Genomic DNA, 25,739 nt, shown 5'->3' on the forward strand with positions numbered 1-25,739 from the left:
AAAGGAAGAATCAGCAATGTAAACTTGCTTCTTCTTCCTCACTGTTATTAACTCTTTATGCTACTAAAAGATAAATAATTCCAATAATCACAAACACAATACAGCATCCGATCAATACTTTTGCTAAAGTTTCCAAAATCCCCTACTCCTTATCCAATACTTGCCCCGATAATAAACGATAACCCGACAGAAATGACAAAGGAAATAAACCCAACAGCCCAATTTCCCTTTCGTATTTCCTCATCAATGTTAAAGCTTGGCGTTAAAAACTCAAAGATAAAATAAGCAAACAACAACAAGACAAACCCGGCCGCTCCCCAGCCGATCATCGTCAACAACGAATCATGATCGCTTATAGAATACCTAAAAATGTTAGCGATACCCAGTATTTTACCGCCTGTTGCCATTGCAACTGCAAAATTACCTTTTTTAATTTCTTCCATGTTTTTATATTTTGTCACCAGTTCAAAAATAGCCAGAAACAATACAAGACATAGAACCACCACACTAAAATTGGCAGCCGTTCTGACTAAGTCATTTTCCCAAAAAGCAGACATATCAGGCTCCCCTCTTATTTCAGTTCGACGACGGTAACACCAGTGCCACCTTCAGACGCCTCACCAAATCGATAGTTTTTGACCGAACGATGGTTCTTCAGGTAATTCTGCACCCCGACACGCAATGCTCCTGTTCCTTTACCATGAATGATAGAAACTCGGTGATAGCCTGCTAAAATGGCGTCGTCTAAGTATTTCTCCACTCTCATCAGTGCATTTTCAAAACGTTCACCACGAAGGTCAAGCTCTATGCTTACATGATAGTCTTTTCCTTTAATGGTTGCGAGTGGCTTTGTTTCCACCGGCTTTGGCCTGCTCACATATTGAATGTCCTTTGTTTTTACTTTCATTTTCATGATGCCGATTTGAACTTGCCATTCTTTATCTCCCGTTTTTTGCACGAGATGCCCTTTTTGATTTAGACTCATAACCTTCACTTCGTCACCTGGCTCAAGTGTTTGGTTGCTAACTTCCTGTTTTTTCGTAGCAGCAGATTTTTTAACGGTAGGCACAGCGCCTTCCAATCGTTTTTTCGCATCAATTAACTCATGCTCTTTTACATTGGCGTGCTGCTCCATGCGCATTTTACGCAATTCGCGGATGACTTTTTCCGCTTCTTCTTTTGCATCCTCCACCATCTTCTCTGCTTTTGCGGCTGCTTTTTCGTACAGCTTATCTCGCTGTTCGTTAAGCTCCTGCATTTGCTGTTCAAGGTCTTCATGCAGCTGTTGTGATGTTTTTCTTATTTTTTCTGCCTCTTTCCATTCTTCTTCCGCTCGTTTTTGGGAAGCTTCCAAAGAAGCGATCATATTTTCCACTTTGTTGCTATCCTCACTGACAAAGCCTTTAGCCCGGTCAATGACTTCCATGCCCAATCCTAGACGTTTAGAAATCTCAAAAGCATTACTTCTGCCAGGTACCCCAATAAGCAAACGATACGTAGGACTTAATGTATCCACATCAAATTCGACACTTGCGTTTACTACCCCTTCCCTGTTATACCCATAGGCTTTCAGTTCAGGGTAATGGGTGGTCGCAATAACACAGGCACCACGTTGATAGACTTCATCCAAGATGGAAATAGCAAGTGCTGCCCCCTCTTGAGGGTCTGTTCCTGCTCCAAGCTCATCAAAAAGAACAAGGCTGTCATGATCGACCTTTTTAAGGATATCCACAATATTAACCATGTGGGAAGAAAATGTACTTAAACTTTGTTCGATAGATTGCTCATCACCGATGTCTGCATAAACTGCGTTGAACACTCCCACTTCCGATCCGTCTTGAGCAGGTACATGCAACCCGGATTGCGCCATAATCGTTAACAGACCAAGTGTTTTCAACGTTACCGTCTTACCACCTGTATTTGGACCGGTTATAACGATCGAGGTATAGTCTTTTCCGAGCTCAATTGTGTTCGGGACCACCTCATCCTCATTGATCAGAGGGTGTCTTGCCTGAACAAGCCTGATATATTTTTCGTTATTGATTTCAGGCTTTGTTCCGCGAATATGCTTTCCATACTTAGCCTTAGCAAACATAAAATCTATTTCCGCCAAAATATGAACATTTCCAAGAAGATCGCGGGCAACTTCTGCCACTTCGGCTGAAAGTTCGGCAAGTATACGATCTATTTCTAGCTTCTCTTTTACTTTCGCTTCTTGAAGGACATTGTTAAGGTCTACCACCTGCTGGGGCTCGATGAACAAAGTCGCACCAGATGAAGATTGATCATGAACAATTCCGCCATAAGAGCCGCGATATTCTTGTTTCACCGGTATCACATATCGCTCGTTACGAATGGTGACGATTGCATCTGACAACATTTTTTGGGCGTTGGAAGAACGAATCATGCTCTCTAATTTCTCTCGCACCCTGGATTCAGTCGACCTTAATTGCTGACGTATTCCTCGCAGTTTATCACTAGCCCCGTCGAGAACTTCCCCGTATTCGTCTATACAGTTTTTGATATTGCGTTCAAGTTCAGGATAGATGATTAACTGTTCCATATATTCTTTTAAAATAGGAATGGATATATCTTCTTCTACTACAGATTCCACAAATCGGTCCAGCTTTCTTGCCGCATAGATAGTACCCGCGATATCCAATAGTTCATGGGTGTTCAATGTCCCGCCTATTTCAGCGCGTTTCACATGTGCACGGATATCGGTGATTCCTCCAAGCGGAACTTCCCCTTTTAATCGGAGAACAGTTGCTGCCTCATCTGTTTGCAGCTGTCTCTTTACCACCTCATCATAATTGGTGGCAGGTGTCAGTTGGGACACTTTTTCTTTTCCTAATGAGGAGGCGGAAAAAGTAGCCAATTTATCTTTTACTTTATTAAATTCCAATACCTTTAAAACCCTCGGTTGCACGTTACCATAACTCCCTTCTTTTCTTACATTACGTATGGTGTCGTGTTAAAAATTTCTTTAACTCGTCCAGTGACCATGTATTGATCACATTGTCTTTTTTAATCCAGCCTTTTCTTGCCGCAGCCACTCCGACTTCCATATGATCAAGCATGTCAATACTATGGGCATCTGTGTTAATGACAAGCTTCACTCCTGCATCCTGTGCAAGTCGGACATAATGGCTTGCAAGGTCCAAGCGGTTCGGATTGGCATTGAGCTCAAGCGCTGTATCTGTTTCTTTTGCCAGCTGAATCAACATTTCCACGTCCACATCATACCCTTCCCTGCGTCCAATCAGGCGTCCTGTTGGATGTGCGATAATGTCTACATGATTATTTTCCAACGCTTTTCTCAAGCGGTCCATGATAACTTCCCTTTTTTGTGAAAAGCTTGAATGAATCGATGCGATGACAATATCCATTTCCTCCATTAACTCGTCATCATAATCAAGAGAGCCGTCTGGGAGAATGTCCATTTCCACACCGGAAAGAATCGTGATATCATCATACTTTTCATTAAGCTTCTTAATTTCTTCCTTTTGCTGTCTAAGACGTTCTGGCGTCAACCCATTTGCTACTTTCAGATATTGAGAATGATCCGTTATCGCCATATATTTATACCCTTTTGCACGGTTTGCTTCTATCATCTCTTCAATTGTGTAAGCACCATCACTGTAGGTGGAGTGCATATGAAGATCTCCTCGTATGTCATCCAGTGACACCAATGGTATCTCTCCATGCTCCAATGCATAATCCACTTCTGTACCATCTTCTCTTATTTCGGGCGGAATGAATGGCAGATTAAAATGACGGAAAAAAGCTTCTTCCGTTTTGAAATGCTGCATTTCACCCGTTTCTACATTTTCCACACCGTACTCACTAATTTTTTCTCCGCGGTCTTTAGCAAGCTGGCGCATACGGACATTATGATCCTTCGAGCCGGTAAAATGATGAAGTGTTGTCGGAAAACTTAATGGCTCCACCATGCGGAAATCAACCGAAACATCATAATCATATTTTAAAATGATGGATACTTTCGTATCACCATTTGCAATAATTTCTGTCACCCTGTCCATTTTCACAAGCTGCTCTCTTACTTTTGTAGGTTCTGTTGTGGAAATGATAAAGTCCAAATCTTTAATTGTTTCCCTGTATCTGCGTAAGCTTCCTGCACGGGAGTATTCTTCAATACCATCCACGGTTGCAAGGAATTCTTCTATCTGCTCTGCAATTGGCGTCATAAAAGAAATAGGCAAACGATCTGGACGTTTTCCCACTTCCTCGATTGCAGCAAGGATTTTCTCTTCTGTCTTTTTTCCAAATCCGGCAAGCGCCTGCACTTTTTCTGCTTCACAAGCTTCTTTCAAGCTTGTCATATCTACTACGTTTAGCTCTTGATAAAGTTTCGCTATTTTTTTGCCGCCAAGTCCAGGCAATTTTAATAGAGGAATCAATCCTTCTGGAACCTCTTGTTGAAGCTCCTCTAAAACGGATGATTTCCCTGTTTCCAAGATTTCCTGGATGACAGCAGCCGTTCCTTTTCCAATCCCGCTTAACTTAGTAAAATCCTCTATTTGACTTAAACTTCTCTCATCATTTTCAAGAGCCAGCGCCGCTTTACGGAACGCCGAAACTTTAAAGCCGTTCTCGCCCTTCAATTCCATATATGTCGCAATCGTTTCAAGCCATTTCACGATTTGTTTTTTATTCACGTTTCTTCACCTGACCTTATGTAGACTTATCTTATTAAATCATACAAATAAATGAGGCAAATGTACAATCGAACAAACTGCATCCATAAAAAAACAGGCCCAAGGAAGGCCTGTTTTATCGTTTGTATTATTGCTTGCTTGCCATATACCCAGACCATAACTCTTGTAGCTTTTCTGAGAATATCGGCGTATTTTCCACAATACCCTTCGCCATGGAAGAATCACTGATGGATGACTGCACCATCTCCAGAGGAACCAATGCTCCTATGTATAAGAAGATAAAGACAATCAAATAAACTTCCACAAATCCCAATACCGCACCAGCCCAGCTGTTCACCTGCTTCAATATCGGCAAGTGGGAAAGGAAATCCAGCATCGAACCGATAATTTGTGCCGCAATCCTGGTCCCGAAGAAAAGAATCGCAAAAGCAACAGCTCTATAATAGGCTGTATCAAGACTGATTGTCTCAAAGAACATGGAAAACTCTGCGTTTCCAAAACTCGGCATCGGCACCCAAAGCTTCAATTTCGGCGCTAAATCAGCATAAAACATATATGCAACCACAAAAGCTGCTATAAAGCCGGAAAGATGGACAATCTGCATAATGAATCCTCTGCGGATCCCAACAATCAGTCCCATAATAAATAGAAAGATAATAATCAAGTCTAACATCGTACTCAACCCTTTTTCTTTAATTCTCTCTCAAGCATATCGTATTCGTCTTTTAATTTGATATAATCATGTACAACGTTTACTGCAGTCAGAACTGCCAGTTTACTGATGTCCAAGTGTGAATTTTTACTATTGATTTCTCTCATTTTTTCATCGACAATGGAAGCAACAAGTCGTATGTGACTTATACTTTCCGTACCAACAATCGAGTATTGTTGTCCATATATGTCGACAGTTGTGCGAGTTTTATGCTCTGACAACGTGTATGCCCCCATTCATTAAAATCCTAATCTTTATAATACCACGAAACTTTCTAAAGTGGAAAAGAAACATGGAAAAATGTAAAAATTTGTAGTAGGAGTGAATTAATTGTCATATCAAGTCATCCAGGTATCTGGAACTATTTTAAACAAAATTGAAAGTTTCTATAAGGATCATAAGATAGATAAACTTCCAACAGGGGCTGTTTTTGTCGCAAAATCTCCCACTTGCAATATTACGGCATACAAGTCGGGAAAAGTGTTGTTCCAAGGAAAAGGGGCCGAAGAGGAAGCGAACATTTGGAAGGGCTTCGGAGCAACCGATGCTCCATCTAAATCCGGCAAGAAGGCGACCACCGTTTCATCATCAGGAAACAAAGTGAAATCCTCCCTGCCTGCCGGCTTTGCGTCCCTTTCTGTCATCGGATCTGATGAAGTAGGGACAGGAGATTATTTTGGTCCGATTACTGTTTGTGCCGCTTATGTAAAAAAAGAGCATATGGCTAAGTTGAAAGATCTGGGTGTTCAAGATTCAAAGGCATTGAATGATGAAAAGATTGTACGAATTGCCAAAGCAATCTTGCCGCATGTTCCTTACAGCCTATTAGTTTTACATAATGAAAAATATAATGAACTGCAACAGAGTGGAATGAGTCAGGGGAAAATCAAGGCTTTGCTGCATAATAAAGCCTTGCAACATGTTTTAGATAAGATCGCTCCAGAGAAACCTGATGCCATATTGATTGACCAGTTTGCGGAATCTGGGATCTACTATCGCCATGTGGCTCAACAGAAGAATATTGTCCGTGAAAATGTTTATTTTCATACAAAAGCAGAAGGCCTTCATCTATCAGTGGCAGCTGCGTCCATCATTGCGAGGTATTCTTTCTTGAAAGAGATGGATAAGCTTAGCGAACTTGCAGGTATCACGATACCAAAAGGTGCGGGTTCAAAAGTGGATTCTGCGGCTGCAAGGGTGATTGAAAAGCATGGAGAAGAATTTTTGAACAAAGTGGCGAAAGTGCATTTTGCCAACACGTTGAAGGCAAAAAAGCTGGTCAGATAACTTTACCAATGGAAAGTTCGTTTACAGTTGGTTGTCTTGTGCTATAATTTGTGTATACACATGATTGAAGAAGCCAAAGTGTTGGACGCACTTTGACTTAACAGTATAAGTTCCGCAGAAGCACGGCTACTGTGGAGTCGAACGTAATAAGTAACTCACCCGACTGCCTAACAGCGAATTAGAAGTCACGGGTGGGTTATTTTTTTGTCATTTCTTTTATTAGCACGATTACTAGATTTACAAACGCAAAGAGGAATAGTCCTGATGTGAGGAAAAGCTGCATGTCGCTCATACGGTCACCCCCGTTCTCCACAGGGATTCACCGCACCACCCGTTCCTATTATACTGTCCACTCTATTATACCATTCTATCAGAAAAACAGAACACACGTTCTTATAAATCCTTCGAAATACCTAGTTTTTGCATTAACGGTTGATTTCCGTTACAGGCGCTTCGCTTTTCTGCGGGCGGTCCGGGAGCCTCCTCGGCAAGCCTGCGGGGTCTCCCCTGTCCCTTCCTCCCGCGGAAGTCTGCGCGCCTTTCACTGCGATCAACTAGGGGTTTGCATTTTCAGTTAAACCAGAAAAAAGGGATCCCGGCTGGAATCCCTTTTTCATCTATATTAGCTTCTTAATACAGCTTCGAATTTTTCTTCGACTGCTTGAAGCACTTTTGTGTGGACTTTTGTTACTTCTTCGTCCGTTAGTGTGTGTTCTGGGTGGTAGTAACGTAAGGCAAAAGCGACTGATTTTTTCGATGAGTCGATTTTGTCGCCCTCGTACACGTCAAATACCTGTACTTCTTTTAGTAAGGAGCCACCTGTCGTCTTGATGACTGCTTCTAGTTCACCTGCTGGAGTTTCACGATCCACTACAAGCGCGATATCGCGGCTGATCGATGGGAAGCGTGGAATTGCTTCGTATTGGATTTCTCCGATACTTTCTCCAAGAAGTGCTGTTAAGGAAAGCTCGAATACATATGTTTCTGGCAGGTCTAATTCATTTAATTTCTCTGGATGAAGTTGACCAATGAATCCGATGCTTTCTCCGTTCAGTAAGATTTCCGCAGTACGTCCTGGGTGCAAACCGTCTTTTTCAGAGCGAGTGTAAGTGATCGTTTCACTCACTCCAAGCATAGAGAACACGCCTTCTAAGATTCCTTTTGCTACAAAGAAATCAACCGCTTTTTTCTCTCCCTGCCATGGATGTTGCTGCCATAGACCTGTTAAGGCACCAGCAAGTCGCTCTTTTTCTTCTGGTAACACTTCGCCATCTTTTCCAATGAAAACAGAACCAATTTCATAAACAGCATTTGCTTGCAAGGAACGAGCGATATTGTGCTGAAGCGCTTCTAGAAGGTGCGGAACTAAGCTTAGTCGCAGCGTACTTCTTTCTTCACTCATCGGCATCGCAAGGCGAATCGCTTTTCCATCTTCAAGGGCGAATTGCTTCGCGCGCTCAACGCTTGTCAGGGAGTAGGTGATATTTTGAATCAAACCTGCACCCTCAAGGTAACGGCGAACTTTACGACGCTTCGCTTGATAGGCAGTCAACACGCCAGGTGTTGCAGCACTTACAGGCAATGTCGTTGGAATATTGTCGTATCCGTAAAGACGAGCCACTTCCTCTACAAGATCCTCTTCAATCGTGATATCCCCACGACGAGTAGGTACGGTTACTGTGAAACTCCCATTATCTTCTGAAACTTCAAATTGCAGCTTTGTGAAAATATCTTTTACTTCCGCAGCGGTGATGGAAGTACCTAAAACAGAATTAATCTTTTCTACAGTAGTAGTCACAACTGCTGGTTCTACTTTTAATGTGTTCACTTCGACAGAACCGCCGACCACTTCACCGCCAGCATATTCTGCCATAAGAGCAACTGCTCTTTCTGCCGCTTCATGTGTACGGTTCGGATCGATTCCTTTTTCATAGCGGGCACTTGCTTCACTACGAAGACCGTGGTCTTTAGAAGCTTTTCTTACAGTAACTCCGTTAAAGTATGCGGACTCCAATAGGATAGTCGTTGTGTCAGATTGAACTTCTGAATTTGCTCCACCCATTACACCGGCAAGCGCAACAGGCTCTGAGCCATTTGTGATCACAAGGTGGTCTTCTGTTAACGTACGTTCTGCATCATCAAGCGTTGTTATTTTCTCATCCTTGCGGGCACGGCGTACAAGGATTTCTTTGCTGCCAAGGCGATCATAATCGAACGCATGCAGTGGTTGACCGTATTCTAGTAAAATGTAGTTCGTGATGTCGACCACATTGTTGTGTGGGCGGATACCCGCTGCCATCAGACGAGCTTGCATCCAAAGCGGTGACGGACCGATCTTCACGTTTTTCACTACTTTCGCTACATATAACGGGTTGTCTTCAGAAGCGTCCACATTTACGGAAATATAGTCAGAAGCTTCTTCGCTGTTTGCTTCATATTCAGTAGATGGCCATTTTACATCACGCCCAAGGATTGCGCCAACTTCATAAGCCACACCAAGCATGCTTAATGCATCAGAACGGTTTGGTGTAAGACCAAGCTCCATCACTTTGTCATTGCGGTTTAAGTATTCTAATGCATCTGTACCAACTTCCACATCATTCGGGAATACGAAAATTCCTTCAGAAAATTCTTTGGCAACAAGCTTAGAACCGATACCTAATTCCTGCAGAGAACAAATCATTCCATTGGATTCTTCGCCACGAAGCTTAGCACGCTTTATTTTAAAATTACCAGGAAGCACTGCCCCAACTGTTGCCACTGCCACTTTCTGTCCTTTGTCTACATTCTTAGCTCCACAGACAATTTGTACAGTCTCTCCGTTTCCAAGGTCCACTTGGCATTTGTTCAATTTATCCGCATTTGGATGTTGTTCCTTTTCTAAAACGTGACCGACCACGACACCTTTAATACCGTCGTTCAGCACTTCCACGCCTTCTACTTCAATACCGCTTCTTGTAATCTTCTCTGCCAAATCTTCAGCAGAAATATCATCTATATTTACGTAATCTTTTAACCAATTGTAAGATACTAACATGGTTTCCCCTCCTCTTAAACTCGATTGAATTGCTTCACAAAACGTTGATCGTTCGTGTAGAAATGGCGGATATCGTCAATGCCGTAACGAAGCATTGCAATACGCTCAGGTCCCATTCCAAAAGCAAATCCTTGATATTTTTTCGGATCATATCCGGACATTTCAAGCACGCGCGGATGAACCATACCAGCTCCAAGAATTTCAATCCAGCCAGTTCCTTTACACATGCTGCAACCTTTACCTCCACATTTCGCACATGTCACGTCAATCTCAACAGACGGCTCTGTGAACGGGAAGAAGCTAGGACGGAGACGGATTTCACGGTCTTCACCGAACATCTTTTTCGCAAATGTTTCAAGCGTACCCTTAAGGTCGCTCATGCTGATGTTCTCGTCAATCACAAGTCCTTCAATCTGTGTGAACTGGTGGGAGTGAGTCGCATCGTCATCATCACGGCGATACACTTTACCAGGACAGATGATTTTGATAGGTCCCTTTTCCTTATTCGCTTCCATCGTTCTTGCTTGAACAGGTGAAGTTTGCGTTCTTAAAAGCACCTCATCTGTAATGTAGAAAGAATCCTGCATATCTCGTGCTGGATGATCCTTCGGTAGGTTTAATGCTTCAAAGTTGTAGTAATCTGTTTCCACTTCTGGTCCTTCTGTGATTGTGTAGCCCATCCCTAAGAACAGGTCTTCGATTTCTTCAATGACTTTTGTCAGGGGATGAGGATTACCAGTTGGTGCCGGACGGCCAGGTAATGTTACATCAATCGTTTCAGATGCAAGCTTCTTCGCTACCTCTGCTTTTTCAAGCTCAGCTTGTTTCGCTTCAATTTTCTCAGCAACATTTCCACGAACGACGTTAGCCAGTGCTCCCATTTTCGGACGCTCTTCTGCTGAAAGCTTACCCATTCCTTTTAAAATTTCCGTAATCGGACCTTTTTTTCCAAGGTACGCCACACGGACTTCATTCAGTTGCTTCAAGTCTTGTGCTTGTTCTACCTGCTCAATGGCAAGCGTCTCTAATTCCTTCAATCGTTGTTCCACATCTATTCCTCCTTGGTTCATTTTTGAATGTGCAAATGATTAGGGTGTTAAGATTTCCAGCTGTTGATTGGAGCACAGGGCGGAGACTCCGGAGGGAGGTAGCGGTAGGTTGAGACCCCGCAACGGAGTGAGGAGGCTCAAGCACCGCCCCTCGGAAAGCGAAGCCCAGTGCGTAAATCAACAGCGGCGTTTAACAGAGCCTATAAAAAAACAAAAAAACTCGCCCCTCAAAAAGGGACGAGATATTCGCGGTACCACCCTAGTTAACAAAAGAAAAACACTCTTTGTTCGCTCTGTTCCAGATAACGGCTATCTAACCGGTCCACCTTTACAGCATCGCTTTTTCGCTGCTGGTCCAAGTGTCACTCAAGAGGTGAAATATTCACTCATTCTTCCTTTAAGATGCTTTCAGTCTGCGGCACCTTTTCCCTGGTAAGGTCTGAAATGAGCTACTTGCCTCTCTCATTGCTTTGTTCAGTATGTAACTATTGTTATATTATATTGAAAACACGTGCCGGATGCAACTCTATCCACGTAAATAATACATTAAAATTCCGGCTGCAACGCCGACATTCAACGATTCGCTCTGACCATGAATCGGGATGTATAGATTCCGGTCTGTCATGTCCAGATGTTCCTGGGCCATTCCTTTTCCTTCATTGCCAAGAATCAGCGCGAAAGTATTGGATGGTTGAACTTCTTGAAATGGTACACCGTTTTGTAAGGAGGTTCCGTAAACAGGTGTGTTTAGTTCTTTACACTGCTTGATGTAGCTTTTGAGTTCGCCTCTAAGTATTGGCAGGTGAAAAATCGATCCTTGTGTGGAGCGAATCACTTTGGAGCTGTAAAGATCAGCGCACCCTTCTCCTAAAATAACCATGTCCATACCGGCAGCGTCCGCTGTTCTTATCATTGTGCCCACATTTCCCGGGTCTTGAACATTATCGAGCAAAAGAATTTTTTGGTTAGGTTGTATTAGGTATTCATTTTCTTCTTGAATGCGGCAAATCGCTGCTACTCCCTGAGGCGTTTCTGTTTCACTTATTTCCTTTAGCACATTCGGAACGGCATAAATTAGTTCCACATGGTTCAGATCCCATTCTTTTGGGATGGATCGGTCTTCAGAAATGATGATTTCTTCCACAAGGTTGTCCACTTTCAGTGCCTCTTCCACCAAGTGAAACCCTTCAATGATAAATGTTCCGGATTGTTCACGTTCTTTCTTTTTCTGCAGTTTTTTCCACTGCTTCACTTTATTATTCTTTACGGATTCTATATGTTTCAATGCTTGTTTCTCCTTTTCCGCTACTCAATACTGCTATTATACGCATTTTGGACACATAATTAAACTATCTATTGGACATGATATGTGTTGATACTATTTTTCCTACGAGGTGATAAGGATGAATTTAAATTTACGTCATGCGATCCGTCAGAATGTGGAAGGAAATTCTCAAGACCAGCTTAGAGAGACAATCTTAGATGCCATCAATAAAGGCGAAGAAAAAATGCTTCCAGGTTTAGGCGTGTTGTTTGAAGTAATTTGGGAGAATTCTTCTGAGCAGGACAAAGCTGAAATGCTCTCAACTTTAGAGGATGGACTGAAATAGTATTGGATTAAGGCAGCTCCTTTGAGGGGCTGTTTTTTTAATCTGTCTACTTAAAAGTGAGCATATCATCTTTTTATTAAGACCTCTCTCCATGGATTTTCACCTGACAGAGGTCTTCATACCCTCCATCAAGACCTCTCTCCTTGCTTTTTCATCCAACAGAGGTCTTCATTGACCTTGCCAGTCCTCAAACAAGAAAAAACCGCCCACAAAACGTGAGCGGCGGACCTTCCAAAACTATCAATCAAACGTCAATCTACTTACAGTATCCGCATCCAACTTCTTGATCACTTCTGCAATCAATTTCACCGCGTTTTCGTAGTCATCGCGGTGCAACATTGCTGCGTGAGAGTGGATGTAGCGTGTTGCGATGGTAATGGACAGTGCAGGTACACCTTGAGCTGTCAGGTGAATCGCGCCGGAATCTGTTCCGCCTCCTGCAACAGAGTCGAACTGATATGGAATTTCCATTTCGTCGGCTACACCTGTAACGAAATCGCGTAAACCTTTGTGGGAGACCATGGATGCATCATAAAGGATGATTTGCGGGCCTTTCCCCATTTTGCTTAGAGCTTCTTTTTCTGTAACTCCTGGAGTATCTCCTGCAATTCCTACGTCTACACCGAATCCGATGTCAGGTTGGATCAGGTTTGCAGACGTTTTTGCACCACGCAAGCCAACTTCCTCCTGTACAGTACCTACTCCGTACACCACGTTTGGATGGTCAGCACCCTTCAACTGTTTCAACACATCAATCGCGATGGCGCAGCCGATACGGTTATCCCAAGCTTTTGCTAGAAGCATTTTTTCGTTGTTCATGACTGTGAATTCGAAGTAAGGAACAACTTGGTCGCCAGGGCGAACTCCCCATTCTTGTGCTTCTTCACGGCTGGATGCACCGATATCAATGAACATGTCTTTGATGTCTACCGGTTTTTTGCGTGCTTCTGGAGGCAGGATGTGTGGTGGCTTAGAACCGATCACACCTGTAACGTCTCCTTTAGAAGTTACGATTGTTACGCGTTGTGCCAGCATTACTTGGGACCACCAGCCGCCAACCGTTTGGAAACGTAAGAATCCGCGGTCATCGATATGTGTAATCATGAAGCCCACTTCGTCCAAGTGACCTGCTACCATTACTTTTGGTCCGTCTGCTTTACCGACTTTTTTAGCGATTAAGCTTCCCAATCCGTCTGTGAATACTTCATCAGCGAATGGCGTTATGTATTTTTTCATTACGTCGCGTGGTTCTTTTTCGTTGCCTGGAATACCCTTGGCATCTGTTAGATCTTTCAACATTGTTAATGTTTCATCTAGCTTTGTCATGTATTTCGACCCCCTTAATAAATATCAATCCAACAATTATTATACAGAAAACTCTTACTAATGTAAAAAGGATTAGTAACCTTGCTGTTGTCTTTCGTGATTCACCTGGTTCTTTTCCAAGTATGCCTGCTCTACTTCCGCCCACTCAAATCCAAGCATTTCACCTAATTGAATATAGGAATCCAGTAATAGATAATAATTTTCTTCAGACAAATCGTCTTTAAAAATAGAGACTATCTGATAAACTCTATTGAATTGCTCTGTTAGCGAGGCTGCCTCCTCCGCAAGCCCTCTAGAAGCTTCGGGACCGTACCCAAAGGTCAATCCAAGGGATAGTATAAAATGGACCCCGTCCACATACTCTTCAAGAATGACTCCGCGTTCAGCAGGAGGCTTCACACTCCAGAATTTAAAGCAGCGAGTTTCATTCGCCAATTCACCAAGCTCTACAAGCAAAGCCAATACTTTTTCGTCAACCAAATCCTCTTTTCTCAACCCGTGTTGTGATTCGATTTTTGTATCAAGCTCTCTTTGCATGTCGTATAAACGTCGTAAATTCAAAAATATCGCCTTCTTTTTTAAAAATTTTATAAAAAAATGAAACCTTATGATACCTACACCCGTATATAAGGTATTTTATAACACAATCTGTATTTTTGCGAAGGAGTAGCAAATATGTTTATGATTCTCATTCGTCTTGCTTTACTTGCACTTTTTGCTTTTATTATTTATTCCATTTTTAAGTACCTCCTGAATCCTAAAAGGAAGCTGGAGATTGCGCATGAACAGAAGAATTTCTACCTTCTTGATCAAAAAAGCAATGTAAGGAAGAATTTTCTCCTGACCTATAAAGGGGTCATGTTTGAAGGGGAAAAATATTTGGGGACCACTGACAGAGCGTTCGAGGTCATTTCCATTTTCATCTGGCCGAAGAATCCCGAAAAGTTGCAAGGATTGAAAAAGCATGACTTTGAATTTATTCAAAAAGAGGTACGAAAGCAATACCCGGATGCTTTGATTGATTGGAAAAGTCCCATAAAAGAGTTTTTAAAAGATGAAAGAGGTTAATGCTTAGTGGCGTTAACCTCTTTCTTTTAACCTTAAAAAGCAATCCTTCTTAAATGAAGGATTGCACCTACAATTATTAATTAGTTTCTCCTATCTGTGCCACAATTACTTTACCATTCTCGTCTAATAAAGGGGTGAGTGCGCACCCTTGCGCACTCCATGTGTATAAATAATTAACACCTGTTTGACGATCAACCCATATAGATATTAGGCTACCCTGTTGAGAAGTTTGTACCAACTTTTCATCAAAACGTTTATCATCATTTTTATCTTTTTTATTGAACATCATTTACCACTCCTTATAAATACTTAATCTAATTTCACATTGATAAATATTATTGCATGTTCGTCTCTTCTGGTAAAAGCGAAAGTGGAGCCCAGCTGATTTGTCAGAAGCCAGCCATCTGTTTCAATGAGGGAAAGTCCCCCCTGAAAACCTGCCCCTTCATCCATCCTGGCCAATACTGTCACAGTCTCATTTTCAGTGGAGATGGTAATAAAAAAACCAGCCATACTAGACTGGTCTTATCCTTTCATTTTATCCCCTACAAATTGAACATCTGTTCCAACAATTACTTGCAGGTTTGTTTGGTTTACTTTTATAACCCCTTTGGCACCATGTTGTTTTAAAGAATTTTCTTGTACTTTACTCATATCCTTGATCGTTAATCTGAGTCTTGTTGTACAGTAATCAACAGTAGTAATATTTTCCTTACCACCAATATCATAAATAAAATTACGAGCCATTACAGAATATTTATCTTCACCTGTTCCTTTTTCTTCTATTATATCTTCTTCATCTTCCCGACCTGGTGTTTTTAAATTAAATGTCCTAATAAGAAAATAGAAAACAAAGAAATAGACTGCACCATATGTTAAACCGATGATTAAAAGTAACAACGGCTGTTGTGCTATCCCCCAATTCAGGAAAAAGTCGATGGCACCGGCAGAGAATCCGAAACCATGCTTAATATCCAATAAGTAAACAATAACCATGGAACTTGCTGTTAATAATGCATGTATGACATATAAAAACGGAGCCAGGAACATGAAAGTAAACTCAATCGGCTCTGTAATACCAGTTAAAAATGAAGTAAAGGCGATACCAATCAGCATTCCCGATACAGCTTTACGGCGATGTTTTTTTGCTGTTGCAACCATCGCTAGCGCTGCAGCAGGCAAACCGAACATCATGACAGGGAAGAAACCGGCCATAAAAATACCAGCTGTCGGGTCACCTGCAAAAAATCGATTTAAATCCCCAGTTGCACCATTATATTCTCCAAATACAAACCATACTAAACTATTGAGTACATGGTGCAAGCCTATTGGAATGAGAAGACGGTTCAAGAATCCGAAGATACCAACTCCTACTGCTCCTGCATCTATTATCCACTGACCGATGTTGTTAATTAATTCTTGGATTGGAGCCCAAATGACTCCAAATATTCCCGCTAAGATTACCATCACAGTAGCGGTAATAATAGGAACAAAACGTCTTCCGGCGAAAAACCCAAGCCAATCAGGCATTTTAATATCATGAAATCTGTTATAAAGCAATCCTGCTACAACCCCTGATATTATTCCTCCTAGTATGGCCATATCAATCTCTTCATTAATTGCTTGGGTACCACTTACTAATACTAGGTAACCTATTGCAGCAGCCAAGGCCGCAGATCCATTATTGTCTTTGGCGAAACCAATCGCTATCCCAATAGCAAATAAAAGCGCAAGATTAGCAAACACTGCGTTCCCTGCGTTTGCAATAAACTCAATATTCAATAAGTCCTCTTGTCCAATTCTTAATAATATTGCTGCAGCGGGAAGCACAGCAATCGGCAACATTAGTGACTTTCCGATTTTTTGTAAAAAACCAATCATTTTTATCAATTCTCCTTAATCTTTTGTAAGTGCTTGCAACGAAGTAATACTAGCACATATCACAAATAGTTGTCTATACCAATATTTCCGGGGAACACTTATATTATATAATACTAAACAATCAACAAAGTAAAAGTGGTATATACAACTATACATCATTCTGTTAGAATTAACATATAATAATCGTGAAAGGAGACTTACATGAGTACTTTCTTAAATAGTTATTCCCTGCTTTCCGTCAATCTAATAAAAGAGAAAACAATTCAACAAACTGGATTTATTAAAGTTAAAGAAGGAAAAATTTTCGAAATCGGAGTTATGGATCACTATCAAAACACTGAAAATCTGCAGGAAATTCGATTTTCCTCCGATCTGTATGCTGCCCCAGGCTTCATAGACATCCATATACACGGTTTAAACGGAGCTGACACGATGGATGCTTCTGAAAAGTCATTGAAAACAATGGCAGCAACATTGCCACAGGAAGGTACAACTAGCTATTTAGCAACATCAATTACGCAAGAGCGATCTGATATTGAAGCAGCCTTACGCACAGTAAATAACTATTTAAAAAAAGAGAAGAATGATTCAATAGGCAGTGAATTGCTTGGAATACATTTGGAGGGTCCATTTATATCCCCAAAGCGTGCAGGGGCACAGCCATTAGAACATATTGTGAATCCAGATATCCAATTATTTGAAAGCTGGCAGGTTGAGTCCGGAAACCAAATTAAAGTGGTTACCATGGCACCCGAGCAGCCTAACGGAATAGAATTTGTCCATCATTTAACGAAAAATAAGGTCATCACTTCCATCGGACACTCTGATGCTGTTTATGATGAAATGCTCGTCGCTATGGAAGCAGGTGCAGAACACGTTACACATTTTTACAACGGGATGCGCGGCAGCCACCATCGTGAACCAGGTGTTGTAGGTGCTGGACTTGCCCATGATGACCTGTTTGTCGAAATGATAGCTGACGGTATTCACGTTCATCCTGCAGTCGTAAAAGCAACCTATCTTGCCAAGGGAGCAGATAGAATTCTTTTAATAACAGATTCCATGAGAGCAAAGTGGTTGGAAGATGGAGAATATGAATTGGGTGGCCAAAAAGTCTCAGTGGCAAACAATACTGCACTACTTGAAAATGGCACACTTGCAGGAAGTGTTCTAAAAATGAATGAAGCATTAAGAAATATGAAAAAATTCACAGGCTGTACACTAGTAGAAGCCGTTAAAATGGCTTCTACTACCCCTGCAAAAAGACTCAATGTTTGGGAAAGAAAAGGAAGTATCGAAGTTGGTAAAGATGCTGATATTGTAATCATGAATCAAAATTGCGAAGTCAAGATGACCTTTTGTAAGGGTCAATTAGTTTATAGAGGAGAGTAGGCCCAAATGGATATTATCACCGCTAATACTTATGATGACCTAAGTCAAGTAGCTGCTGAAATTATTATTAAAAAAGTTAAACAGAATCCTAACCTTGTAATTGGAATGGCAACAGGAAGCACACCAACAAAACTCTACAAATTTTTGATAAAAGACTATAAGGAAAACGGTACCTCCTATCAAGGTATAACTACTTTTAATCTGGATGAATATGTTGGTTTAGATAAAAATGATTTGAACAGTTATTACGAATATATGAATAGAAACTTGTTCAAACATATCAACATCAGTATAGAAAATACTCATATTCCGAACGGAAAAGCAGAAGACCTCGAAATAGAATGCAGAAATTATGAACAGAAACTCCATAACAAAGGTCCTATAGATATCCAAATCTTAGGTTTAGGAGAAAATGGACATATTGGTTTTAATGAACCTGGAACCCGTTTTGACAGCAGAACTCATGTTGTAAAACTTACAGAATCGACTAGAAAAGCGAATGCACGTTTTTTTGAAACGATGGAAGATGTTCCCTCTCACGCTATCACAATGGGTATAGATTCCATTATGAATGCGAAAGAAATACTACTTTTAGTTTCTGGAAAAAACAAAGGCAAAGCTTATGAACAACTGATGAATGGCAGCCTTTCAGACTTCTTTCCTGCATCTATCCTAAAAAAGCATCCTTGTGTTAGAATTATTGCAGACAATACGGTTCTTCAAAACTCCAACATTATTGCTTGAAAGGAGATAAACAGGGTAAATGATAGATAAAAGTTCCCCCATACCATTTTATTACCAGCTAGAATCATTCATTAAGGATCAAATTAACTCAGGAAATCTTGTTCCTGGAGATACTATACCTTCAGAGAGAGAATATGCCAAAGCTTACGGAATAAGCAGGATGACCGTCAGGCAAGCCATTAATTCACTGGTAACCGAAGGGCTTCTCTATCGTAAAAAAGGAAGCGGCACTTTTGTTGCAAATAAAAAAATCGAACAGCCACTTCAAGGCTTGACCTCCTTTACAGAGGATATGAAAAAACGAGGGATGAACCCTACAAGTGAATTGATTCATTTTGAAATAGTACCAGCCTCCATTAATATAGCTGAGGAACTTCATATCAAGGAACATGCACCTGTATATGAGATCAAAAGGATACGTTTAGCTGATGGTGAACCGATGGCACTTGAGACAAATTACCTCTCTGCCAATTTAGTCAAAGGACTAACGGAAGAAGTCGTAAACACTTCCATCTATGCTTATATCGAAGAGAAGCTGAACCTTGAAATTGCCCATGCAGAACAGATGATTGAATCCATACAAGCTTCCAGTGAAGATGCCAAACTTTTAAAAATTAATAAAGATTATCCAATGTTATACATTAAGCGAAACACTTTTCTACAAAACGGGACTCCTCTGGAACTAGTAAAATCCCACTATAGGGGTGACCGATATAAATTCTACATCAAAATGAAGAGATTCGAATAGTAAGGGAGAGGTATCATGGATACGAGTTATTTATCAGCTGTTCAACAGCTCCTGACAAAAGTGGAGAAAAAAAACAATATGGAGATAGAGCAGTCATCCTCTCTCCTTGCTGACTGCTTTGGAAATGAAGGTATACTACATGTTTTTGGATGCGGCCACTCCCACATGATCGCCGAAGAAGTATTTTATAGAGCTGGTGGAATTGTCCCAATCAGACCTTTATTTGTGGAAGATCTCATGCTGCATAAGGGGGCTCTACGTTCCTCTGATTTCGAGAAAGATCCCTTGTTCGCACAAACCTTTCTCCCCTCACAACCATTCCAACCAAATGATGTTTTATTGGTTGTCTCCACATCTGGAAGAAACCCTGTTCCGATAGATGTTGCACAGTATGGGAAAAAAATGGGACTGAGGGTCGTGACTATATCATCTCATGCCTACCACACCCTTTCTTCTCGTCATTCTACCGGTTTACATTTAGCGGCTGCAGCTGATATCGCTCTTGATAATCTTATCCCTGTAGGAGATGCCTTGATAACTTTACATAATCATCATTCAACCAATAGTATAGGACCAGGATCCACTATCATAAATGTAGCCATCCTGAATCAAATAATTGTTAATTCCGTTGAACTTCTTATTAAAAAAGGAATGGAGATTCCTATATTTAAAAGTGGGAATGTTGACGGTTCTGAGGAGCACAATAACCAATTGATAAATAAGTATGGAAAGAGAATTGAATTCTTTTAAAAGTACTACCACTTCGTGTGCAATAGGAAAAGAGCCGGGCTATCATGATCCGGCTCTTTTCCATTTAACAGTTCTGAAAATTAGCTTCTCCTATCTGCGTCACTATTACTTTCCCATTCTCGTCTAATAAAGGGGTGAGTGCGCACCCTTGCGCACTCCATGTGTATAAATAATTAACACCAGTTTGACGATCAATCCATATAGATATTAGGCTACCTTGTTGAGAAGTTTGTACCAACTTTTCATCAAAACGTTTATCATCATTTTTATCTTTTTTATCTTTTTTATTGAACATCATTTACCACTCCTTATAAATAAAGTGGAATAACTAACATATTTTCTTGATCCTAAAATCACTCTACTTCTACTATTCCAATCGTTAGTTGAAAGTACATCATTTCACAAACTTGTTTAAGTTGGAAGAAATAATGTTTATTTTTTAAATGATAATCCTTCTTCTTTTAATGAAGTTCTCATAATTGGAAAGGAAGCAGGTCCAATACCATGGATTTTTAAAATTTCTTTTTCGGTATACTTTGAAAGTTTTTGTAAAGTATCAATCCCTTCATGCACTAAGGCATTTCTTGCAGGTGAACTTAGTTTGGATAGGAAGCCACTTTCAGGTTTATTCTCTTTATCACAGGTAGGACAACTTTGACAATCACTGCTTTTGTAAAACTTATGACCTTTTTCACAAACCCTTAATTTTTTTTCAGATGTCAAAATAAACCCTCCAAACAAATTCTATATGTGCAACACCTTGTCCATAATATCAACTACTCTATAAAAGTCCAATAACTTATATTTCTTATTTGAATGCAACAGTCAAGTAAACAATATGTTATGTCCTCCTCTTTAGCTATATGAAGAAACCGGCGTTTTAAATTTTCACTTTAAGAGCAAACAAGGCCGTACCTCGCTCAGAGAGTTTGTTCTTTCTATTAATAACTAGTTATCCTCTGGGTATGAGTGCTTGCTATTAATTAAGGTTTTTAAATCACCTCTATAGAGCGTATCTTTTAATTCTTCGTATCTAAAGGGAATTAGTGGAGTAAGATAGGGAACACCTGCAGACTTGAGGTTTGTCATATACAATATCAGAATTGTCGTGCCCACAATTAAACCAGAAAACCCCCAAAAAACAGCAATTAGCAAAAAGATGAAACGAAGTGTCGCCATTGAATCAGCTAATCCTCTGTAAACAATAAGAAAACTTGCTAAAAATGTAATTCCTATGGTGATTAAACTTGCAGGATGAATAATTTTTGCTGTCACAGCAGTTTCACCAATAACAATTGTAGCAACTAACGATATAAGAATGATGGCACTTTTAGGAATTCTAAAAGAAGCGTCTGTAAGCATTTTTAATAATATAATTAAAAATAACATTTCCCAAAAGGCTGGTAATAACTCACCATCTGAGAACAAGGATTTTACTATTTTTTTGGAGTACTCATCTTGATGGAATTTTTCTAATGTGACATATATTGCAGGTAGATACACTGATAAGAAAAAACCCATTAATCGAATGATTCTGGTTGTAAATCGGCCTGCTTTAAAGTAATAATCATCTGGTGTTTGAAAAGCGTCGATAAATAGTGACGGTGTAATAATAGCAAAAGGAGTACCATCTACAATAACCCCCACCTTTCCTTCATACAACGCGGAAGCAAGAACATCTGGCCGTTCTGTTGTTTTATTTAAATTAAAGATACTTTTCTGCCCTTCAATTACCTCGTCTATAATTCTTGCTTCTAAAATGTATTTTACGGATAGATTACTTAAACGAGATTGAACTTTCTCTAATACACCTTTTTCCACAATCCCATTCATATAAATGATGGATACTTTCGTCTTGGAAATAAGTCCCATTTCCGTATTTTCTACGCATAGCATTGGAGATTTAATAATGGAACGTAAAATATTTATATTTGACTTGAGTTTTTCTGTTAAACCAATCGTAGGTCCTACAGGTATACGTTCACCGTGGGCTTCTTCAATACTTCGCTCATTCCACATAGGAGTATCGACTATTATTCCAATGTCATGGCCTTCAATTAGAATAGCAGTTTTTCCGTTAACTATTGCATCTACTATATCTTGAAATTCAGAATTTGTTTTTACATTAACCGATTCAATAACTTCACTGACTAAATTAATTAAATTGTTTTTCACTTCCACTGTTTCTTCAAAATAAAGGATTGGCTTAATTACAACGTCCTGAATTATTTTTGTATCAATAATGCCATCAATATACAAAATGGCAGCATTCTCTGATTTTTCATTTCCAAACTTTAAGTTTCTCACAACTAAATCAGATGTTTGATTAAATAAGTACTGTATATATTGTATATTATCATCAAGTTTTTTTTGAATATTTTTCACTATAAGTCTCCTCAAGGCTAAAGAATTTAGACTTATTATGTGAGGAGATTATTTCTTTATTCCTTTTACTATTTGACAAAAAAGTGAGTGTCAATCCTTATTCTAAAAATTTTTCATATTCATCTGCCAGAGGTTATTGGGAGGAATGGTGGTAAATCGAAATTAAACACAGCAGGAAGGAGAACACCTCATTGGTTTTTCCTTCCTGCTGTTCCCTTTAACACTCTACTTTTTCTAGTTTATATTCCTTATGTCTGTTCTCTGTTCTCAATAATTTGATATATTTCTCTTCATGCTCCGAAGTAGCATAGATTCTATACTGCCAAAACGCTAACAGACATTTTTTAAATCGCTCCATATTTCCTATCCTATTAGATAATTCCGCCACCTCTAAAAGAACTATCATACCCTCTTCAAATTGACTGCATTTACATTGAAACAAAGCATAAGCATAGCGAAAATCTAAATACATTTTTTCTTTTAACCAAGGTTCCTTACTTACAGCCATATCATCAATAATATGTTTATATTTTTTTATTAACCCTTTAGCATCATCTATCCGATCTAATCGAACATACGTCTCTAATAATCTAGGCAAACCCACATACAAATCTTCTCTCCCCTCAAGCCAAGAGAGATATTCATCAACATATTCTGAGTGTCCAAAGTCCAATAGGGCAACATATCTATTACCAACTGATGTATCCGCAAAAAAACCGTTTATATGGGCATACTGCTTTATAAGATCTAGCACTTCTTCAAGCGAGGCCCCTAATCTAGTCAAAGCAAAGCTCTTATACATTAGAGCCCGCCCATAGTACTCGCCTTCAGATGCCAATTTCTCTAATTTTTCAGCGTAATTCAGTACCTGGCTCCAATCTTCACGCCGATAGTAATCTGCCATGATCCACATGAATGCTTCCTTCCTATTTTCAATTGGCATATTTGCCAGTTGATCTAGTAAATGAGTTAGTGCATGCTGGCCCTCATCTGTCATTCTTACGATATAAAACTTCCGAAAATAGCTAACCGATATTTTTTCAGAGAAGCGATCCAACTCATTATCAATAATTACCTCATAAAGAGGTAGTGCTTGCTTTTCTTTACCTTCATGAAAAAGCTTTTCCGCCACTGAAAAGATGTATAGTAAGTTTTTCTTTCTAATTGTTTTCGAATTTTCTTCCAACATAAAACTTAATAAATCATTACAATGCTTTATATGCCCTTTGGCTGCGCACTTATATAAGAACTGAGTACTTCGGCGCTTATCGATACGGTTTCCTTCGTTCAAGCATTCTTCTATATAGTGTGAATAGAGTGTACCTTCAGCTAGTCCGAAAGCACTTGTAATGGCATCTAAATTTTGCAAAGAAAGTGGCTGTCTATGATTGAGAATACGACTTATTTCACTTATATGGATCCCGGAATTTTTCGAAAGCTCCGTTTTATTCCATTCTTTCCATTGCATATATTTTTGTATCTCTTGAAAAAGTACAACATTCATAATTCATATTCACCCTATTCTTATGATGAGATTAACATATTTCATTATAAAAATTTGATAGAATTTTTCAAAAATAATATTCTATCAAATCTAATTATAATGAAAAGAATAAGGTTATTAAAGGTGCACGAAGCAAATTTTCATACTTCAAAAAATACCATTTTTTTAAATACTTTTGAATATACTTAGAAACTAACTTTGGTAGGGGAGAAATTATCATGCATGAAGGAAGAATAATCAAATATTTTCGCAAGAAAGCTAAATTAACACAACAGCAACTTGGGGATGGCATTTGTTCTGACACTCATGTAAGTAAAATCGAACGTGGGATGACAGAATATTCCCCAGAGGTTACATTCCTGCTATCTAAACGACTTGGAATAAATATCGAAGAGGAGCTAAGCCGTTTTCATAACTTAAAGAAAATTCTCGCTCGTTGGCATGATGCTATCATCATGCAACGGTCCGAAGTTATTGAAACAATAAAAGAAGAACTAGATAAAGAAGAACTAATCAAAATCAGTGAATATCAAATTCTTTATGATTTACTTAGAGCGAGATATCACCTTCTACGTAATAATTTAATAGAAGCAGACATAATCATAAAAAATATACAAAAAGCTCAAAGAAAGTTGCCACCATATGAGAGTAATCTACTAAAGCACATATTAGGGATGTATTACCTCGCTAATAAAGATATGATAAAGGCAGTCAATATTTTACGATCGATTAACAGTGATGATTATAATAATCCAGAGTATTATCTAACATTATCAACCGCTTATCTTGCAGTGAATTCAAAGATAATGGCTTATTACTATGCAGAACTATCTTTGCAATTTTTCCTCAAAACCAATAATTACTTAAGGGGTATAGATGCAGAAATGATTATGCTAATAACTAGGGAAGGTGAGGGACAACGTGATTTTCAAAAAATAGTCGAGCAGTATGAAGCTTTAATCCAAATCTGTGACCTTTGCCATGCCCATGATAAAAAGGCAAAGGTTCTTCATAACTTAGCAGAGGAGCATTATTGTAGAAAAGATTATAAAGCATCTAGTCGGTTGTTTCATAAATCTATGTTATTAAAAGAAAAAAAATCAGCTGAGTACTTAATTTCTTTGGAGGCTTTCATACTGTGTTGCTTTGAAGGAAGTATTCTATCAAAAGATAAATTAGAAAAGCTTGGAAACGAAGGATTAGTGATTGCAAGAGAGATTAACCAGGGTCTACATTCAATAAATCTACAGCTTCTTCTCCTTCGGATCAACAACCAACATACGGAATACTATCATTTCTTAAGTACTAAAGCCTTACCTTACTATAAAAAATGTGGTTATGTAACTATAGTAAAGCAGTATGAAAAGGAACTTTTTAACTATCATTTAAAAACCCGCCAAATCGACGATGCTCTAAAACTTGCGGATTTATTAATTAATAATGGTTAAAGAATGTAAAGTATGTTCGCTAAATAAATGGCGGCCACTGAAAAGTACTTTATTTTAGGTTTTATTCGGCACCGCTGTTGATTTCCGCAAATGGCTTCGCTTTCCGTTGGGTGACCAAG

General features: G+C 39.5%; 25 protein-coding genes and 1 other annotated feature. Of the genes, 8 read left to right on the forward strand and 17 right to left on the reverse strand.

Going from position 1 to position 25,739, the window contains the following annotated elements:
• Window positions 1–149 precede the first annotated feature (149 nt).
• The 5 genes from K7887_RS16010 to zapA form a co-directional block, all read right to left on the reverse strand.
• On the reverse strand, window positions 150–557 hold the full coding sequence (locus K7887_RS16010) for a DUF350 domain-containing protein (RefSeq protein WP_223490515.1): 408 nt from the start codon (window positions 555–557) through the stop codon (window positions 150–152).
• Between the two features lie 14 nt (window positions 558–571).
• Entirely contained in the window at window positions 572–2,929 is a 2,358-nt protein-coding gene (locus K7887_RS16015) for an endonuclease MutS2 (protein WP_223490517.1), read from the reverse strand.
• 28 nt (window positions 2,930–2,957) lie between these two features.
• A complete protein-coding gene (polX, locus tag K7887_RS16020) occupies window positions 2,958–4,679 on the reverse strand; it encodes a DNA polymerase/3'-5' exonuclease PolX (RefSeq protein WP_223490519.1) in 1,722 nt (573 codons plus the stop codon).
• 127 nt (window positions 4,680–4,806) lie between these two features.
• Window positions 4,807–5,352, reverse strand: a complete 546-nt coding sequence (locus tag K7887_RS16025; RefSeq protein ID WP_223490521.1) for a CvpA family protein — start codon at window positions 5,350–5,352, stop codon at window positions 4,807–4,809.
• A gap of 5 nt (window positions 5,353–5,357) precedes the next feature.
• The gene (gene zapA / locus K7887_RS16030; RefSeq protein WP_399208543.1) at window positions 5,358–5,627 is read right to left on the reverse strand and encodes a cell division protein ZapA; all 270 of its coding nucleotides are present in this window, start codon (window positions 5,625–5,627) and stop codon (window positions 5,358–5,360) included.
• A gap of 94 nt (window positions 5,628–5,721) precedes the next feature.
• On the opposite strand from zapA, the gene rnhC reads away from it, so the two are divergent.
• Window positions 5,722–6,678: a ribonuclease HIII gene (gene rnhC, locus K7887_RS16035; RefSeq protein WP_223490524.1), complete on the forward strand. Its 957-nt coding sequence runs from the start codon at window positions 5,722–5,724 to the stop codon at window positions 6,676–6,678.
• Window positions 6,679–7,300: 622 nt separating this feature from the next.
• Here rnhC and pheT read toward each other — a convergent pair.
• The 3 genes from pheT to K7887_RS16050 form a co-directional block, all read right to left on the reverse strand.
• Window positions 7,301–9,715: a phenylalanine--tRNA ligase subunit beta gene (pheT, locus tag K7887_RS16040; RefSeq protein ID WP_223490526.1), complete on the reverse strand. Its 2,415-nt coding sequence runs from the start codon at window positions 9,713–9,715 to the stop codon at window positions 7,301–7,303.
• Between the two features lie 14 nt (window positions 9,716–9,729).
• Window positions 9,730–10,764 carry a phenylalanine--tRNA ligase subunit alpha gene (gene pheS / locus K7887_RS16045; RefSeq protein WP_223490528.1) on the reverse strand — a complete coding sequence of 345 codons (1,035 nt, stop codon included), beginning with the start codon at window positions 10,762–10,764 and terminating at the stop codon, window positions 9,730–9,732.
• A gap of 230 nt (window positions 10,765–10,994) precedes the next feature.
• Window positions 10,995–11,239, reverse strand: a binding site (T-box leader).
• Between the two features lie 51 nt (window positions 11,240–11,290).
• Complete coding sequence (locus tag K7887_RS16050) at window positions 11,291–12,049, reverse strand: TrmH family RNA methyltransferase (RefSeq protein ID WP_223490529.1); 759 nt, start codon at window positions 12,047–12,049, stop codon at window positions 11,291–11,293.
• A gap of 118 nt (window positions 12,050–12,167) precedes the next feature.
• On the opposite strand from K7887_RS16050, the gene sspI reads away from it, so the two are divergent.
• Entirely contained in the window at window positions 12,168–12,374 is a 207-nt protein-coding gene (gene sspI / locus K7887_RS16055; protein WP_010195705.1) for a small acid-soluble spore protein SspI, read from the forward strand.
• Window positions 12,375–12,614: 240 nt separating this feature from the next.
• Here sspI and K7887_RS16060 read toward each other — a convergent pair whose 3' ends face one another.
• Together K7887_RS16060 and K7887_RS16065 are read right to left on the reverse strand one after the other, a co-directional pair.
• Window positions 12,615–13,700 (reverse strand): M42 family metallopeptidase, encoded by a 1,086-nt coding sequence (locus K7887_RS16060; protein WP_148965736.1) that lies wholly within the window; start codon window positions 13,698–13,700, stop codon window positions 12,615–12,617.
• A 72-nt stretch (window positions 13,701–13,772) separates the two neighbouring features.
• Complete coding sequence (locus K7887_RS16065; protein WP_223490531.1) at window positions 13,773–14,261, reverse strand: dUTP diphosphatase; 489 nt, start codon at window positions 14,259–14,261, stop codon at window positions 13,773–13,775.
• A 114-nt stretch (window positions 14,262–14,375) separates the two neighbouring features.
• Here K7887_RS16065 and K7887_RS16070 point away from each other — a divergent pair, with 114 nt between their 5' ends.
• A complete protein-coding gene (locus K7887_RS16070) occupies window positions 14,376–14,768 on the forward strand; it encodes a hypothetical protein (protein ID WP_060664827.1) in 393 nt (130 codons plus the stop codon).
• Between the two features lie 76 nt (window positions 14,769–14,844).
• Here the strand turns inward: K7887_RS16070 and K7887_RS16075 are convergent, their stop codons facing one another.
• Genes K7887_RS16075 through nagE form a run of 3 tightly spaced genes read right to left on the reverse strand, consistent with a single transcriptional unit; the run spans window position 14,845 to window position 16,649 of the window.
• On the reverse strand, window positions 14,845–15,057 hold the full coding sequence (locus K7887_RS16075) for a DUF6440 family protein (protein ID WP_223490533.1): 213 nt from the start codon (window positions 15,055–15,057) through the stop codon (window positions 14,845–14,847).
• 20 nt (window positions 15,058–15,077) lie between these two features.
• On the reverse strand, window positions 15,078–15,281 hold the full coding sequence (locus K7887_RS16080) for a hypothetical protein (protein ID WP_223490535.1): 204 nt from the start codon (window positions 15,279–15,281) through the stop codon (window positions 15,078–15,080).
• A 12-nt stretch (window positions 15,282–15,293) separates the two neighbouring features.
• The gene (gene nagE / locus K7887_RS16085; protein ID WP_223490537.1) at window positions 15,294–16,649 is read right to left on the reverse strand and encodes an N-acetylglucosamine-specific PTS transporter subunit IIBC; all 1,356 of its coding nucleotides are present in this window, start codon (window positions 16,647–16,649) and stop codon (window positions 15,294–15,296) included.
• A 201-nt stretch (window positions 16,650–16,850) separates the two neighbouring features.
• Between nagE and nagA the strand changes: the two genes are divergently transcribed.
• Genes nagA through K7887_RS16105 form a run of 4 tightly spaced genes read left to right on the forward strand, consistent with a single transcriptional unit; the run spans window position 16,851 to window position 20,283 of the window.
• Complete coding sequence (gene nagA, locus K7887_RS16090) at window positions 16,851–18,041, forward strand: N-acetylglucosamine-6-phosphate deacetylase (RefSeq protein WP_223490539.1); 1,191 nt, start codon at window positions 16,851–16,853, stop codon at window positions 18,039–18,041.
• A gap of 6 nt (window positions 18,042–18,047) precedes the next feature.
• Window positions 18,048–18,785, forward strand: coding sequence for a glucosamine-6-phosphate deaminase (nagB, locus tag K7887_RS16095; RefSeq protein ID WP_223490541.1), 738 nt, complete (start codon window positions 18,048–18,050; stop codon window positions 18,783–18,785).
• A gap of 19 nt (window positions 18,786–18,804) precedes the next feature.
• Window positions 18,805–19,533 carry a GntR family transcriptional regulator gene (locus K7887_RS16100; protein ID WP_223490543.1) on the forward strand — a complete coding sequence of 243 codons (729 nt, stop codon included), beginning with the start codon at window positions 18,805–18,807 and terminating at the stop codon, window positions 19,531–19,533.
• 15 nt (window positions 19,534–19,548) lie between these two features.
• Window positions 19,549–20,283 carry a sugar isomerase domain-containing protein gene (locus K7887_RS16105; protein ID WP_223490545.1) on the forward strand — a complete coding sequence of 245 codons (735 nt, stop codon included), beginning with the start codon at window positions 19,549–19,551 and terminating at the stop codon, window positions 20,281–20,283.
• Window positions 20,284–20,347: 64 nt separating this feature from the next.
• Here K7887_RS16105 and K7887_RS16110 read toward each other — a convergent pair whose 3' ends face one another.
• The 4 genes from K7887_RS16110 to K7887_RS16125 form a co-directional block, all read right to left on the reverse strand.
• Entirely contained in the window at window positions 20,348–20,581 is a 234-nt protein-coding gene (locus tag K7887_RS16110) for a DUF6440 family protein (RefSeq protein WP_223490547.1), read from the reverse strand.
• 134 nt (window positions 20,582–20,715) lie between these two features.
• Window positions 20,716–21,006, reverse strand: coding sequence for an RNA polymerase alpha subunit C-terminal domain-containing protein (locus K7887_RS16115; RefSeq protein WP_223490549.1), 291 nt, complete (start codon window positions 21,004–21,006; stop codon window positions 20,716–20,718).
• Window positions 21,007–21,231: 225 nt separating this feature from the next.
• Window positions 21,232–22,668 (reverse strand): spore germination protein, encoded by a 1,437-nt coding sequence (locus K7887_RS16120; RefSeq protein ID WP_223490551.1) that lies wholly within the window; start codon window positions 22,666–22,668, stop codon window positions 21,232–21,234.
• A 217-nt stretch (window positions 22,669–22,885) separates the two neighbouring features.
• Window positions 22,886–24,172, reverse strand: coding sequence for a helix-turn-helix domain-containing protein (locus K7887_RS16125; RefSeq protein WP_223490553.1), 1,287 nt, complete (start codon window positions 24,170–24,172; stop codon window positions 22,886–22,888).
• Window positions 24,173–24,390: 218 nt separating this feature from the next.
• Between K7887_RS16125 and K7887_RS16130 the strand changes: the two genes are divergently transcribed.
• Window positions 24,391–25,620: a helix-turn-helix domain-containing protein gene (locus tag K7887_RS16130; RefSeq protein ID WP_223490555.1), complete on the forward strand. Its 1,230-nt coding sequence runs from the start codon at window positions 24,391–24,393 to the stop codon at window positions 25,618–25,620.
• Window positions 25,621–25,739: the final 119 nt, after the last annotated feature.

The sequence above is a fragment of the Sutcliffiella horikoshii genome, from assembly GCF_019931755.1.
Classification (GTDB): Bacteria; Bacillota; Bacilli; order Bacillales; family Bacillaceae_I; genus Sutcliffiella_A; species Sutcliffiella_A horikoshii_E.

Coding starts and splice junctions, on each gene's coding strand:
- K7887_RS16010 (WP_223490515.1), bottom strand. CDS start 557: ATGTCTGCTTTTTGGGAAAATGACTTAGTCAGAACGGCTGCCAATTTT.
- K7887_RS16025 (WP_223490521.1), bottom strand. CDS start 5,352: ATGTTAGACTTGATTATTATCTTTCTATTTATTATGGGACTGATTGTT.
- zapA (WP_399208543.1), bottom strand. CDS start 5,627: ATGGGGGCATACACGTTGTCAGAGCATAAAACTCGCACAACTGTCGAC.
- pheT (WP_223490526.1), bottom strand. CDS start 9,715: ATGTTAGTATCTTACAATTGGTTAAAAGATTACGTAAATATAGATGAT.
- sspI (WP_010195705.1), top strand. CDS start 12,168: ATGAATTTAAATTTACGTCATGCGATCCGTCAGAATGTGGAAGGAAAT.
- K7887_RS16060 (WP_148965736.1), bottom strand. CDS start 13,700: ATGACAAAGCTAGATGAAACATTAACAATGTTGAAAGATCTAACAGAT.
- K7887_RS16070 (WP_060664827.1), top strand. CDS start 14,376: ATGTTTATGATTCTCATTCGTCTTGCTTTACTTGCACTTTTTGCTTTT.
- K7887_RS16075 (WP_223490533.1), bottom strand. CDS start 15,057: ATGATGTTCAATAAAAAAGATAAAAATGATGATAAACGTTTTGATGAA.
- K7887_RS16080 (WP_223490535.1), bottom strand. CDS start 15,281: ATGGCTGGTTTTTTTATTACCATCTCCACTGAAAATGAGACTGTGACA.
- nagE (WP_223490537.1), bottom strand. CDS start 16,649: ATGATTGGTTTTTTACAAAAAATCGGAAAGTCACTAATGTTGCCGATT.
- nagA (WP_223490539.1), top strand. CDS start 16,851: ATGAGTACTTTCTTAAATAGTTATTCCCTGCTTTCCGTCAATCTAATA.
- nagB (WP_223490541.1), top strand. CDS start 18,048: ATGGATATTATCACCGCTAATACTTATGATGACCTAAGTCAAGTAGCT.
- K7887_RS16100 (WP_223490543.1), top strand. CDS start 18,805: ATGATAGATAAAAGTTCCCCCATACCATTTTATTACCAGCTAGAATCA.
- K7887_RS16105 (WP_223490545.1), top strand. CDS start 19,549: ATGGATACGAGTTATTTATCAGCTGTTCAACAGCTCCTGACAAAAGTG.
- K7887_RS16110 (WP_223490547.1), bottom strand. CDS start 20,581: ATGATGTTCAATAAAAAAGATAAAAAAGATAAAAATGATGATAAACGT.
- K7887_RS16125 (WP_223490553.1), bottom strand. CDS start 24,172: ATGAATGTTGTACTTTTTCAAGAGATACAAAAATATATGCAATGGAAA.
- K7887_RS16130 (WP_223490555.1), top strand. CDS start 24,391: ATGCATGAAGGAAGAATAATCAAATATTTTCGCAAGAAAGCTAAATTA.